We start from the raw sequence: 14,025 nt of genomic DNA, 5'->3' as shown, positions 1-14,025 counted from the left end.
TTAAAAGTTTAAATTACAACCAAAAGTAAATGTTCTTGAAGTGGGATAAATTCCTCTATCGATACCGATATCTAGATTTCGGTTGCTTGAAGAATAACTTTGCAACCCAATTTGTGGTGTCAAACCACTATATTTAGTAATAGTAAATACATTACTCGCTTGTCCATACAAACGTAATTTCATTCCAGTTAGAACTTCAGGAGCAAAAGTATAGCCCAATTGTAAATTGTTTAATTTAAAATACGAACCATCTTCAATATAATAGGATGAAGGTCGAATATTATTATTTCTATCATCTAGTGACAATCTAGGAATAGAAGAATTAGGATTATCAACCGTCCAAGCTCCTAATAATGCACTGTCTTTATTGTAAGCAGCCTGATTAAAAAAATTGGTTTTGTATTTTGTTAGATTATAAATATCATTCCCAAAACTTCCGTTAAAAAACATTCCTAAATCAAACTGTTTGTATTTAAGATTAATATTAAAACCTAGCATGATATCCGGATGTGGAGAACCGATGAAAGCTCTGTCGTTACTGTTAATTACTCCATCACCGTTAACATCTTTAAATTTAATATCTCCTGCTTGTGCATTAGGTTGCATTCTGTAATCCGAAACTTCTTGTTGATTACGAAACAAGCCTTCGGCAACAAATCCATAAAAAGATCCAATAGGTTGTCCAACGGCACTTCTAGATATTTCTTGACCAAAATTTACTGTATGTAAAGAAGAACTAGGAATTCCCAAATAAGCAACACTATTTAAAGTGGTCAACTCATTTTTGTATCCCGTTAAATTCAAAGCAAGATCATAGGAGAAATCATTAATTTTATCGGCATAGCTTAAATCCAATTCAAAACCGCGGTTTTTCATTTGCCCGTCATTTATCCATTGCCCGTCATTTGTACCTCCGTAAGTTAAAGGAATTACATTATAGACCAGAATATCATTGGTCTCTTTGTTGTAATATTCTGCAGTAACATTTAATTTATTATTAAAAAAACCAAGATCCAATCCAATTGTTTTTTGAGTCGTAGTTTCCCAAGATAAATTCGCATTCGAAACTCGCGTTTGTGTTAATCCCGTTGAAATTACATTTTGACCTCCAATGGCATAATCAGAATAATTATTGTTATTGGAATAACTATCAACCGTAGAATAAGAAGGTAATTGTTGATTCCCGGTTTGTCCCCAACTGGCACGAAGTAAAAACGAAGTAAACGTATTTCCAAAATCAAAAAATTCTTCCTTGTCCAATCTCCATCCACCAGAAACCGCCGGAAAAGTACCCCAGTTATTATTGGCTAATCTTGAAGTTCCATCCCTTCTAACGGTAGCACTTAAAATATATTTTTGATTAAAATTGTAATTCACTCTACCAAAATAGGAGTTTAAAGCCCATTCATTTGCAGTTCCCGTGTTCAATTGATTTTCTGTGCCATAACTTAAATATCTGAAATTTGGATCTTCATAAAGAAAATTTTGACGGAAAGCACCAAAACCTTCATAATAATATTTAATTGCTTCTTGTCCTAGAAGAACATCCAGATTGTGTTGACCAAACTGTTTTTGGTAATTTAATGTATTGGATATTGTAAGTTGATAATTAAAATTGTTACTAGTCGTTAACGCATTTTTTACATTTTGCGAAAGAATCTCATTAAAAACAGGTGAAAAATCTCTGGAATTAAAACTTTGAAAGTCCAATCCTAGAGAAGTTTTAAAAGTAAAATCACTAATTTTTACACTGGCAAATACATTTCCTAAAGCCTGAATTCTCTTTTGTATATTGTCTTTGGCCCTTGTTAAACTACCTAATGGATTCGAAATATCATTGATTGGGTTTCCGGCAAAATTTCCGTTTATATCATATACCGGAACAATGGAAGGAAATTGTAAAGCATTGTAAACAATACTTCCCAAAGAGCTATTAGTACCTGTTGCAACTTGCTCTGAATACGAAGCCGTAAAGTTTTCGCCAATAGTCAGAAAATCTTTTACTTTGTAACTAGAATTAAATCGTGCAGAAAATCGCTCAAATCCCGTGTGCTTTATAATTCCTTCCTGATTAAAATAACCAAGTGTAAAAGCGTGTTGACTTTTTTCATCTCCTTTTGACAGAGATAAATTATAGGAATGAACCGCAGCAGGCCTCATGATTTCATTAATCCATTTAACAACACCACTCGGAATCGTATTGGCTGCATTCAAAAACGCTGGAATAGTTGGGGAGTTAGGATTATTGCCATAAATGCCGCTTGCAGGTACTTTTCCATCATTTTTAGTCGCTTGCCATAGTAAGTCTCCATACTGTTGTGCATTTAACATAATAGGTAGATTAAAGGCAGATTGAACACCTGAATACCCATCAAATTGCATTTCAGTTTTACCACTTTTCCCTCCTTTTTTTGTGGTTATAACAACAACTCCATTAGCCGCACGAGAACCATAGATAGAAGACGAGGCAGCATCTTTTAATACTTGAAGAGTTTCTATGTCGGATGGATTGATCCCATTTAAACCATTGGAAGCTGGAACGCCATCTATAATTACTAAAGGATCATTATTGTTAATAGTACTAAATCCGCGTACCCGAATAGAAGAGCCTCCGCCTGGGCTGTTATCACTCATAATTTGAACACCAGGCAAACGGCCTTCTAGCATTTCAGTTACATTCGCTTTAGGTTGTGATACGATTTCTTTCATTTTTACAGACGATACGGAACCAGTAACATTTCGTCTTTGTTCTGTACCATATCCCATAACTACAACTTCATTTAATTCAGAAGCTGATTCCGAAAGCATTACTTTAATTTCGGTCTGGTTTTCTATGTTAATTAGTTTAGTCACAAATCCAATATAACTAACAGACAAAATCGTTGTATTTCCAGGGACATTAATCGTGAATTTTCCTTCAAAGTCTGTCGTCGTAGCGATAGTAGTGCCTGCTATAAAAACAGAAGCTCCAGGAATAGGCAAAGTAGCTTCATCCAAAACCACTCCTGTAATTTTTCGATTTTCCTGATTCTTTTTTAGAATGTTTTTTGGAGCAATTTCGATTATTTCTTTTACTAAAACACCATTTTTAGTAATCTTAAAATCAATACTCACTTTTGTTTTCAAAACCGCTAATACTTGATTTAATTCCTGGTTATTTATGGTAATAGAAATTTTCTTTTGAAGAAATTTTTGGTCTGACATATAAATAAACTTATTGTTTATTTGCTGTTCAATAAGAGTAAAAATTTGTTTTATAGAGGCGTCTTTTAGGTTTAAATTGATTTTGTCTTTTATAGTTATATTCTCTTTGATAATACTTGTTTTTAAAGTATTCGAATACATGACCCCGATACACAACAGTAGCGATAAGGATAAGGTTAGTATAATTTTTTGTTTCATTTTTGTGTGATTATTTATTGTTTTAAATAATTAACGGCTTTAAAAAAGGCTGATTTTTTATAATTATTTAGAGAGATGTAAAGCCCCTCTTTTTTTATAGGATTCTAAGGTTTTGCTTATGTACTTAAGTGCAATAGCGATGTGATTTTCAACTGTTTTTGGAGTAATGTTCAAAATTTCAGCAATTTCTTTGTATTTAAGACCATCAATTCTACTGAGTTCAAAGGCCTGACGCGATTTTTTAGGAATAACATCTAATATTTTACGAATTAAGTTGGTATTTATTTCTTTTTGTTCATTTTCAATAATCTCCTGTTCCCTACTTGGCGAAAACATAAAATTTATAGTTTTTTCTTCATCGATTTGTTGGTGAAACGGTTCTGATTTTCGTACTGTTTTTAAACTGTTTTTTACTATTACATAGATATAGGATTTAGGATTTTTAATGGTATCAAGAATATTTCTATTGGTCCACAACTGAATAAAAATATCAGCCACTTTTTCTTCAACGAGACAAGAGTCCGATTCATAACTCATTCCAAAACGACACAGCGGGGTATAATACCTATTAAAAAAAAGGTTCATCGCTTCGTATTGACCATTACGAATTTGCTGAAATAAATAATCGTCTGAAAAACAATCACTGCTACCCATTTTTGTTTGATTAATTTTCATTGTACTTGGTTATTTCAATGTTGTTTTGAATGGTTTTTTTTATATTCACATCTGAAATAAATTCTAAAGAAGATATAAATTCATCAATTGTCTGGTTTTTAAAAGCTCCTTTTATATGTTGATTTGCAATAGCCGAATCCTTAATAATAAAATTTACTCCATAGAATTGATTGATTTTTGGAAGTGCGTCTTTGAATTTCTCATCATTTAAAAGGAGTATATTATCTTTCCAAGCACAAACTTTATTAAAATCAAAATTTCTTTTGATCATTAATTTGGTTTTAGAATTCCATACTAACTCTTCATTTGGGATTAGGTTAATTTCATCATTATTTTCTTTAAGCCATACATTTACCTTTCCTTTTGCTAGAGAAACAGTTTGATTAACGACATTGCTGTTAATATTAAACTCCGTTCCTAAAACTTTCACATTAAAATCATTGGTATGGACGATAAAAGGAAAATTAATATTCTTTGTGACTTTAAAGAAAGCTTCTCCGTGTAACCAAATATCTCTTCGCTTTCCAAAATCGCTGGAATATTTTACTTCACTGCCCGAATTTAAAATGACAGTACTGCTATCCGGTAAAATGAAAGTAAGCCGTTGGCCTTTAGGTGCAATTTTATGATTGGTATATTCGGATTCTGTCATTCCTGTAAAATAAAAACTCATACAAATAACCATAAGGAAAGCCATAGAAAAAATCGCCTTCTTTTTTATGGAAACTTTTACAGATTTTACCTTTGCTGGTTTGTTATGTGTAGTAAGGATTTCTTCAAAAGAAATAGTTTTTTTTGGTAATGCACTATTGGGATAACTAATCCAAATACTTTTAAAATTTTCAAAAACAGCAAGGAGATCATCATCCAGAGATAATTCAATTTCAAATACGGATCGCTCTGCTTTTGACATTTCATAGGCAAGATACCGCACACATTTTTTTTCCTTCTGACTAACATTCAACATAAATAGTTCGCTTTGCTTATAGGAGTCAAAATAAGAGAAATACCCCTAGTTTTCAATACCATCAAATCGACACGATATTGTTAATGAATTGTTAGTAGCGCGGTACTAGTGGGAGCTAAGTACTAGTTATAAAAATTATCTTTTATAAAGTGAGTAAATATATAAAGTGAATTAGAGCATAAACCCAACCTGACCCCGAGGCAAATAAAACCTTTAAGTTATAAGAATGGATGGGTGTAAGGCCATTAGGCTAGAATGCAACAATCCCTAGAATGGGCTTGTAAGTATATAAGGTGTTCTGCCAATATACCTGTTTGAAAATGAAACAGATCACATTACAGAATCACACTAAATAAAGAACGAAAACAGGTTAATTTATAAAAAAAACAGTAGTAAACGGTTGCTTACTACTGTCCAAAATTATACTCTTATTTTTATTAATTCTATATTTTTTCAGAATTATAAATATAAAAAGAGGTATTACAATATTATTTATTCCCTTTCTCGAAATCAGCAACAAACTGTGCCAATCCACTATCAGTCAATGGGTGTTTCAACAATCCATAAATAGCAGAAAGTGGTCCAGTCATGACATCAGCACCAATTTTTGCACAGTTTACAATGTGCATTGTGTGTCGCACTGAAGCAGCAAGGATTTGAGTCTCATACCCATAGTTATCATAAATCAATCTGATTTCTTCAATCAAAGCCAAACCGTCTGTAGAGATATCATCTAAACGACCAATGAACGGTGAAACATAAGTAGCACCTGCTTTAGCAGCCAATAAAGCCTGTCCCGCAGAGAATACTAAAGTTACATTGGTTTTAATTCCTTTATCCGAAAAGTATTTAGCTGCCATAACGCCTTCTTTAGTCATAGGCAATTTTACTACTATTTGCTCATGTAAGTCCGCTAATTCTTCCCCTTCCTTGATCATTCCGTCATAATCCAAAGCATTTACTTCGGCACTTACATCACCATCTACAAGATTACAAATATCAACATAATGCTTCAGAATGCTGTTTTTACCCGTAATACCCTCTTTAGCCATCAATGATGGATTCGTTGTAACCCCATCCAAAACGCCTAATGCTTGTGCTTCCTTAATCTGAGCTAAATTAGCCGTGTCAATAAAAAATTTCATATTATATAATTTAATTGTGTGTTTCTAATTCTTTGGGCGCGACCTAAGGGTCGGGCTTTGTGTTACAATATTTTATTTTAAAAAAAAATAAAAGGATTTTCTTTACAAATGAAATTCACTGAACTCCAATAAAATAAGAGTTAAGTGAAATAATCCATCAAGCAACCTAAAATACCTTACAACTGCTGGCTGATCGCTCCTAAATCTAAAATCTTACGCAAGGATAAAACCAAAAATTTGGTGCAAAATTACAATTTATAATGCTTCATAAGCATTTTTTCATACACTTTATCAGGAAGTATTCTTTTCAAAACAATTGAGAACTTTTGCATAAAAACACCCTCTTTATAATGAATTTTTGGCTTCGGAGTTTGGATAATCCGGTACACCGCTTCGGCCATTTCATTTGGATTACTACCGCTTTCCACGTGATTATCCATAGTTTTTAACGTATTCCCATACGGGATTTCATACGCAGAATCTTTAATAACCGGAGCATGAAAACGTCCTGAAGCAATATTTGTGGCAAAATCGCCCGGGGCTACATTCGTAATATGAATACCAAAAGACTTTACTTCCATGCGCAAGCCTTCCGTGATGAGTTCTAAAGCTCCTTTAGAAGCCGAATAAACACTTCGATAAGGCAAACCCATATACCCAGCAATTGAAGTAATATTAATGATTAAACCCGATTGTTGGGAACGCATTTGTGGCAACACCGCTTTCATCACTTCAATTGGTCCAAAGAAATTAGTTTCAAAATTATTCTTAATCTCAAGCATTGGAATTTCTTCCAGAGGCCCTGTAATTCCAACACCTGCATTATTAATTACAACATCTAATCTTCCAGATGCAGCAATTACTTTGGTTACAGCCGCATGAATCGAATTAGTATCTCGAACATCTAAAGTAACTAAAGGAAAAACCGAATTTAAAACCCGTTCCGGATTTCTACTGGTACCATAAACAACGAAACCTTTATGATGCAAAAACTCTCCGATAGATTTGCCTATTCCTGAGGATCCACCTGTGATTAAGACTACTTTATTCATGGTTATTAATATTTAGGATATGAAACGTCCAAAAATAAAAAAATCCTCCCGAAGGAAGACTACTTATTTGCGTAAATTTTGAAAAAAGCTGAAATAATTGAGAATTAAAAAATGGCAAGCGACCTACATCGCACCGCTCAACCACGTACCCTTGCTATGTTCCCATCCTGGGGGAGTCTGCAGGAGCTGGTCGTGTAGGACTTGCCGGTGCAAATATACAAACTTTTTATATTTTTGCAAGTCCTTTGCACCTATAAAATAACGTTGTATATTGGGGCATTCAAAATTCATACTATGAAAAATTATAACATACTATCTATCATTTTATTAGCAGCCCTATTTATTAATTGTGGTGATACAAAAAAAGGTGAAAATTCTTTATTTACCTTTGATAATTCTAAATATAAAGAACAATATCAACCACAAGAAGCCCTTTCTTTGGGAATTTTGAACTCCAATTCAAAAACTATCGACAGCATTATTTACTATGTAAATGATGTGAAAATTGGTTCAAAAAAAGGAGCAGAGAAATTAACCTTTGAATTAAAAGATCAAAAATTGGGCTATCAAAACCTGAAAGCCTTAGTGTATTATGAAGGCCAAAACTCAGAAGCTACTACTAGAATAGAACTAGTTTCAAATATTAAACCTAAATTATTGAATTACACCATTATCAATACTTTTCCACACGACACACTATCTTTCACTGAAGGATTAGAATTTTACAATGATACTTTATACGAAAGTACAGGACAAAAAGGAGCTTCTTATTTTAGAAAATACGATTACAAAACAGGAGAAATATTCCAGCAAGTTGATCTTGATTCGAAATATTTTGGAGAAGGAATTACATTTGTGAATAATAAAATGTATCAATTGACTTGGCAAGAAAAAACAGGTTTTATCTACAATGCCACCACTTTGAAATTAGAAAAAACTTTTACCTATGATAAAGACATTGAGGGTTGGGGTATGACAAATGATGGAAAATATATCTATCAAACAGACAAAACAGAAAAAATTTGGAAAATGGATCCCGAAACCCAAAAAATGATTGATTACATCAATGTGTACTCAGGGAGTTCAAAAATACCTAGCATAAATGAATTAGAATGGATTAATGGTAAGATTTATACTAACGTTTGGCAAAAAGACGCTATTGCTGTTGTAAACCCATTAACTGGTGCTGTAGAGGGCATTCTAGACTTATCTGGTTTACGAAAATTTGTAACAAACAGTACTGCTGAGGTGTTAAACGGAATTGCCTACAACCCAAAAACTAAAACCATTTTTGTAACCGGTAAAAACTGGAACAAAATGTTTGAAATTAAAGTTTCAGAGTAATTATCGTATAAAATGACAACGCTACTTATTAATATAAAGGAATTACTCCAGGTTCGGGAAACAGCTGTTGCTAAAGTTTCCGGTGCTGAAATGGCGATTCTTCCAACCATCAAAAATGCCTATTTAGTAATTAAAGACAACTTAATTGCTGCTTTTGGTACTATGGACAATCTACCCGAAACAAATGCTGATTTAACCATTGATGTCACTGGAAAAATAATTTTACCCTCTTGGTGTGACAGTCATACACATATAGTATATGCAGGAAATCGAGAACAAGAATTTGTAGATCGTATTAACGGTTTGACCTACGAAGAAATTGCCAATCGTGGTGGCGGAATTTTAAATTCGGCTAAAAAACTCAACGAATCTACTGAAGACGAAATCTTTAATCAATCAAAAGTTAGATTGGAAGAAGTCATGCGTTTAGGAACTGGTGCCATTGAAATCAAATCAGGATACGGATTGACTTTAGAGGGCGAATTAAAAATGCTGCGCGTGATCCAGCGATTGGCTCAAAATTATCCAATCACCATAAAAGCTACTTTTCTGGGAGCACATGCATTTCCATTAGATCATACAAACAACCACAAAGGCTATATTGATTTAATAATCAATAAAATGCTTCCTGAAATTGCTGAAAATAAACTAGCAGACTTCATTGATGTATTTTGTGAAACCGGTTATTTTACTGTCGAAGAAACAAAAGTAATTATAGAAGCTGGAATCCGTTTTGGCTTAAAGCCAAAAATACATGTCAATCAATTTAATTCTATTGGAGGAGTTCAAATAGGAGTAAAATGCAATGCACTATCTGTAGACCATTTAGAAATCATGAAACCAGAAGATATTGAAGCTTTAAAAAATACTGAAACAATGCCGGTTGCTTTACCTTCGTGTTCTTATTTCTTGAGTATTCCTTATACTCCTGCTCGAGAAATGATCGCTGCAGGGCTCCCTCTGGCTCTCGCAACTGATTACAATCCTGGCTCTACTCCATCCGGAAATATGAACTTTGTAGTGGCTACGGCATGTATCAAAATGAAAATGACTCCCGAAGAAGCCATAAATGCGGCCACCATAAACGGAGCCTATGCAATGGGAATCTCTAATACCCACGGAAGTATCACTGTGGGTAAAAAAGCAAATCTTATCATTACAAAACGAATACCTTCCTTCTATCAATTACCGTATGCTTTTGGTAGTAACTTAATTGACACAGTAATTATAGAAGGTAGAATTTTTGCATAAAAAAAGAGGAACAAAATGTTCCTCTTTTTTTATGCAAATTATTTTAATAGACTATTTCAAAACAAAACTTGTTTTAGAAACTAAAATATCTCTATCAAAAATATTGATAAAATACGTTCCCTTAGCAAAATCTTTTCCTCTTAAATCTTCTGAAATTTGAATGGTTTTATTTTCATATTTAACATTCGTTAAAAAACTATAAGTCAACGTGTTTTCTCCAAAATTTTCTGTTTTCTTATCGCCCAGAACATTATTTTTACTATCAATTACTTGTACATAGTACGTTTTATCACCTGATTTAGCAATAGCATTTTCAGCAATTGTAAAGTTAACCCTTAGAACATCAGCTTTACTTGCTTTATCGGTTTCAATTTGCTTTCCTGAACTTCTTAATTTAAAAGCCGATCCTCTTGTGTTTAAAACTGTTAATTTAGAACCTATTTCAACCGCTTTCGATAATTCTTCATTCTGACCCACTAAAACTTCATTGTATTTCTTCGATTCTCCCAAAACAACCACTGTACTGTCACGTTGTGTTGTTAAAGTCGTATTTTGTTTTTTCAAGCCTTCATTTTCTGCCATTAAAACTTTCATGTTTCCCTGTAAAGATATAAATTGAGTTCTATATTTCGACATAGAAGCAACATCCCCTTTAGACTTACTTAGATCAGACATTAAGTTTACTACTTTATCTCTTTCTTGAATTAACTCATCAGACATAGACGTATTTTCACCAATGGCAGCATCATAAGTCGATTTTAATTCCTGTAGATCTTTCATTACCAATTCTTTTTCGGTCAATGTAGTTTTCAATTCTGTTTTAACGGTATCTGCGTCAGAAGTCATTTTAAAAATGTATATCAAACTACCTACTAATAAAATAGCTAATACTGCTATTACCGCCTTAAGACTTGAACTGCTTTTTTGATTTTCCATCTCGATTTAATTTTTTTATTTATTTACAAATTTAACAATATATAACCACCTATTAACGTAAGTTAACACAATTATATTATTTTTGAATAAAAATATTTTTTTAATGGAAAAAATTATCCCGTTCACAATCAACGATCTTGCGAAAATAACGAACCACAGAAGTGGAGAAATAAAGTTTGGAGAAAAAATGATAACTATTCCCAAAGACACTGATCCTATTGAATTTATAAAAATTTGTGACGCTAAATACGTCCTATTTGGAATTCCTGAAGATATCGGTGTGAGAGCAAACTATGGTAGACCAGGTGCTGCATCTGCATGGGAAAGTGCAATAAAAAGTATAGCAAATATCCAACACAATCGTTTTTGCAAAGGCAGTCAATTAATAGTTTTAGGACAACTAGATGTGAGTGAGCTCATGAAAAACGTAGAACTTTTAGATTTTCATGATATTGATGACCGTTCAAAATTAAGTCAGCTAGTCAATAAAATAGATAAAGATGTTTCACACATTATTTTTAACATCATAAAATTAGGTAAAATTCCAATAATTATTGGAGGTGGACATAATAATTCCTATGGTAACATAAAAGGAACCGCTCTAGCTAAAGGCAAACCTATAAATGCAATAAATTTTGATGCCCATTCTGATTTTAGAATTTTGGAAGGACGCCACAGTGGCAATGGCTTTTCATATGCTTTTGAAGAAGGTTTTTTGAAAAAATATTTCATCTTTGGTCTGCATGAGAATTATACCTCAAAAAGTGTTTTAGACATCATCAAAAAAATTGAAGATCGAGTACGATATACCACTTATGACAGTATTAGTATAAGGAAAGAAAAAGCATTTGAGTCAGAAATGGCGCTGGCTTTAGAATTTATAAATGATGACTTTTTTGGAATTGAAATTGATTTAGATGCCATTCCTAATATTGCCTGTAGCGCAATGACAATGAGTGGCTTTTCAGTAGAACAACTTCGTCAATTTATTTCGTTTTTTGGGAAATATAGAAATGCCTCCTATTTACATATTTGTGAGGGTGCTCCCGATTTAGGAGAAGAAAAAAACAATCATCTAATAGGTAAACTGATCGGTTATCTAATAACTGATTTTATTAAGTCTAATACTATTCAACCCGTTGAAGCAGTGAATTTCTTAAGTAAAAATACCCTAATTTAGAATCCTGTAATCCCATATAATTAATCATCAAAAATATTAATACTATCTTTGCGACACTATCTATGTACCTAATACAAGATATTTAATATCCAATATATGTTATTCGAAGATTTATCGCTTTCAAAAAGTATACAAAAAGCCGTATTTGAACAAGGCTATACCAACCCTACCCCCATACAAGAACAATCCATTCCTCTGGTATTAGCTGGACGTGATTTAATCGGTTGTGCTCAGACTGGAACTGGAAAAACAGCAGCATTTGCAATACCAATTATACATCAATTACACCGAATTGTAGGTTCTTCCAAAAAAGCCAAAGTCATTCGGTCTTTAATTGTAACACCCACTCGAGAATTAGCGGTACAAATAGGCCAAAGTTTTGATACTTATGCTAAATACACTAATTTGACTCAACTGACACTTTTCGGTGGAGTATCTCAAAATCCTCAAGTTGATGCCTTAAAAAACGGTGTAGACATTCTGATTGCAACACCAGGAAGGCTTCTTGATTTACACAAACAAGGTTTTATAGATCTTGATCATTTACACTCATTGGTTCTGGACGAAGCAGATCAAATGCTGGACATGGGATTTGTAAACGATGTGAAAAAAATTGTAAAGCTTACACCAAAGAACAGACAAACATTGTTTTTCTCTGCTACAATGCCAATGGCCATTAGAGAATTAGCAGAAATGTTTCTGACAGATCCTGCAACAGTAACCGTATCGCCTGTTTCTTCTACTGCTGAAAATGTAGAACAACGCGTTTATTTTGTTGAAAAAACTGAGAAAAGGAATTTATTGTATCATTTGATAAAGAATGAAAATTTATCCGATGTTTTGGTTTTTTCGAGAACGAAACACGGTGCTGACAATGTTGTCAAAGCATTACGAAAAAATAATATCGCCGCAGAAGCCATCCACGGTGATAAATCACAAAATGCGAGACAACGCGTTTTAGATGCATTCAAAAATAAAGAAGTTGGTGTTCTCGTAGCGACTGATATCGCAGCAAGAGGTATTGATATTGACCAATTACCATTTGTAATTAATTTTGATTTACCAAATATCCCAGAAACTTATGTCCACAGAATAGGTAGAACCGGTCGTGCAGGAAATGGAGGAATTGCTATTTCTTTTTGTAGTAAAGACGAACATACCTACTGGAAAGAAATTCAAAAATTGATCAAAGTAGAGGTTAAGATCGTGAATGATCACCCTTATCCATGGCATTCAGGCAGCCCTGAAACAGCTCCTGCATCCGCTGCACAAAAAAATTCTAATAGAAGTGGTGGTGCTCATAAATCAAGAAAATCAGATGCTTCTAAACAAAATAAAAAACGCTGGTACTAATGCTGATTTAACTATCTCTTTAAGCTGTAAGAAATATCTTTTTAGACTAATAAAAAAATAACTTTTTACCGTTAATATATTGTTTTTCAACGTTTTAAAAGTTAAATATTGTTTGTACAATAAATTATAATATTAAATTTGATTTAAGATATTATAAACAACTTTAAATACACAATTATGGAAACCTTAGTTAAAAGAAACGGCTTATTTCCCACAGTAAATACATTTTTTGATGATTTTATTTCAAGAGATCTTTTCGATTGGAATGACAAAAATTTTACTGCTATTGGTAGTAATTTACCCTCAGTAAACTTAAAAGAAACAGACGATAAATTACAGGTTGAATTAGCAGTTCCGGGAATGAAAAAAGAAGATTTTAAGGTTGAGATCGATAACAACATGCTCATGATTTCATCAGAAAAAAAGGAAGAAAAAGAGGAAACAAGAAAAAAAGATAATTACGTTAGAAAAGAATTTAATTATCAATCATTTTGCAGAACTTTTACGTTACCTGAATACATTGATGAAAGTAAAGTTGAAGCCAGTTATAAAGATGGAATTTTGCATATAGCCATTGCTAAAAAAGAAAACGGCAAAAAAAAAGCATACAAAACGATAGCCATTAAATAGAAATTTTTTACTGCATTATTATAGTATACATAAAAATCGTTAAATCATTCAAGCTAGTTATAGGCTTTGAAGGTTTAACGATTTTAAATA

General features: G+C 32.8%; 11 protein-coding genes and 1 other RNA gene. 5 read left to right on the top strand and 7 right to left on the bottom strand.

Features of this window, described 5'->3' with window-relative positions; all coding sequences use genetic code 11:
* From AC0608_RS07480 to ffs, 6 genes are all read right to left on the bottom strand, one after another.
* Positions 1-3,402, bottom strand: a complete 3,402-nt coding sequence (locus AC0608_RS07480) for a SusC/RagA family TonB-linked outer membrane protein (RefSeq protein WP_478288630.1) — start codon at positions 3,400-3,402, stop codon at positions 1-3.
* A gap of 63 nt (positions 3,403-3,465) precedes the next feature.
* The gene (locus AC0608_RS07475) at positions 3,466-4,077 is read right to left on the bottom strand and encodes a sigma-70 family RNA polymerase sigma factor (protein WP_478288629.1); all 612 of its coding nucleotides are present in this window, start codon (positions 4,075-4,077) and stop codon (positions 3,466-3,468) included.
* The gene (locus AC0608_RS07470; RefSeq protein ID WP_478288628.1) at positions 4,067-5,044 is read right to left on the bottom strand and encodes a FecR family protein; all 978 of its coding nucleotides are present in this window, start codon (positions 5,042-5,044) and stop codon (positions 4,067-4,069) included. The genes AC0608_RS07475 and AC0608_RS07470 overlap by 11 nt, the downstream gene beginning before the upstream one ends.
* Positions 5,045-5,532: 488 nt before the next feature.
* Complete coding sequence (fsa, locus tag AC0608_RS07465) at positions 5,533-6,189, bottom strand: fructose-6-phosphate aldolase (RefSeq protein ID WP_417960238.1); 657 nt, start codon at positions 6,187-6,189, stop codon at positions 5,533-5,535.
* 248 nt (positions 6,190-6,437) lie between these two features.
* Entirely contained in the window at positions 6,438-7,241 is an 804-nt protein-coding gene (locus AC0608_RS07460) for an SDR family oxidoreductase (protein WP_478288627.1), read from the bottom strand.
* Between the two features lie 109 nt (positions 7,242-7,350).
* Positions 7,351-7,448: signal recognition particle sRNA small type (gene ffs / locus AC0608_RS07455), an RNA gene on the bottom strand.
* A gap of 87 nt (positions 7,449-7,535) precedes the next feature.
* Between ffs and AC0608_RS07450 the strand changes: the two genes are divergently transcribed.
* Together AC0608_RS07450 and hutI are read left to right on the top strand one after the other, a co-directional pair.
* A complete protein-coding gene (locus AC0608_RS07450; RefSeq protein WP_478288626.1) occupies positions 7,536-8,585 on the top strand; it encodes a glutaminyl-peptide cyclotransferase in 1,050 nt (349 codons plus the stop codon).
* Positions 8,586-8,597: 12 nt separating this feature from the next.
* The gene (gene hutI, locus AC0608_RS07445) at positions 8,598-9,836 is read left to right on the top strand and encodes an imidazolonepropionase (protein WP_478288625.1); all 1,239 of its coding nucleotides are present in this window, start codon (positions 8,598-8,600) and stop codon (positions 9,834-9,836) included.
* Between the two features lie 51 nt (positions 9,837-9,887).
* Here the strand turns inward: hutI and AC0608_RS07440 are convergent, their stop codons facing one another.
* Positions 9,888-10,772: a DUF8428 domain-containing protein gene (locus tag AC0608_RS07440; protein WP_417960242.1), complete on the bottom strand. Its 885-nt coding sequence runs from the start codon at positions 10,770-10,772 to the stop codon at positions 9,888-9,890.
* A 103-nt stretch (positions 10,773-10,875) separates the two neighbouring features.
* Here AC0608_RS07440 and AC0608_RS07435 point away from each other — a divergent pair, with 103 nt between their 5' ends.
* The 3 genes from AC0608_RS07435 (at position 10,876) to AC0608_RS07425 (ending at position 13,935) form a co-directional block, all read left to right on the top strand.
* Positions 10,876-11,952 carry a formimidoylglutamase gene (locus AC0608_RS07435; RefSeq protein WP_417989910.1) on the top strand — a complete coding sequence of 359 codons (1,077 nt, stop codon included), beginning with the start codon at positions 10,876-10,878 and terminating at the stop codon, positions 11,950-11,952.
* 96 nt (positions 11,953-12,048) lie between these two features.
* A complete protein-coding gene (locus tag AC0608_RS07430) occupies positions 12,049-13,305 on the top strand; it encodes a DEAD/DEAH box helicase (protein ID WP_417989909.1) in 1,257 nt (418 codons plus the stop codon).
* Between the two features lie 177 nt (positions 13,306-13,482).
* The gene (locus AC0608_RS07425) at positions 13,483-13,935 is read left to right on the top strand and encodes an Hsp20/alpha crystallin family protein (RefSeq protein WP_478288624.1); all 453 of its coding nucleotides are present in this window, start codon (positions 13,483-13,485) and stop codon (positions 13,933-13,935) included.
* The last annotated feature ends 90 nt before the right edge of the window (positions 13,936-14,025 follow it).

The organism is Flavobacterium sp. GNP008 (genome assembly GCF_056428965.1).
This window is presented reverse-complemented; position numbering and strand designations above follow the sequence as displayed.

Bases quoted from the DNA above. Each gene is read 5' to 3' on its own strand.
- AC0608_RS07480 (WP_478288630.1), bottom strand. From the start codon at position 3,402: ATGAAACAAAAAATTATACTAACCTTATCCTTATCGCTACTGTTGTGT.
- AC0608_RS07475 (WP_478288629.1), bottom strand. From the start codon at position 4,077: ATGAAAATTAATCAAACAAAAATGGGTAGCAGTGATTGTTTTTCAGAC.
- AC0608_RS07470 (WP_478288628.1), bottom strand. From the start codon at position 5,044: ATGTTGAATGTTAGTCAGAAGGAAAAAAAATGTGTGCGGTATCTTGCC.
- fsa (WP_417960238.1), bottom strand. From the start codon at position 6,189: ATGAAATTTTTTATTGACACGGCTAATTTAGCTCAGATTAAGGAAGCA.
- AC0608_RS07460 (WP_478288627.1), bottom strand. From the start codon at position 7,241: ATGAATAAAGTAGTCTTAATCACAGGTGGATCCTCAGGAATAGGCAAA.
- AC0608_RS07450 (WP_478288626.1), top strand. From the start codon at position 7,536: ATGAAAAATTATAACATACTATCTATCATTTTATTAGCAGCCCTATTT.
- hutI (WP_478288625.1), top strand. From the start codon at position 8,598: ATGACAACGCTACTTATTAATATAAAGGAATTACTCCAGGTTCGGGAA.
- AC0608_RS07440 (WP_417960242.1), bottom strand. From the start codon at position 10,772: ATGGAAAATCAAAAAAGCAGTTCAAGTCTTAAGGCGGTAATAGCAGTA.
- AC0608_RS07435 (WP_417989910.1), top strand. From the start codon at position 10,876: ATGGAAAAAATTATCCCGTTCACAATCAACGATCTTGCGAAAATAACG.
- AC0608_RS07430 (WP_417989909.1), top strand. From the start codon at position 12,049: ATGTTATTCGAAGATTTATCGCTTTCAAAAAGTATACAAAAAGCCGTA.
- AC0608_RS07425 (WP_478288624.1), top strand. From the start codon at position 13,483: ATGGAAACCTTAGTTAAAAGAAACGGCTTATTTCCCACAGTAAATACA.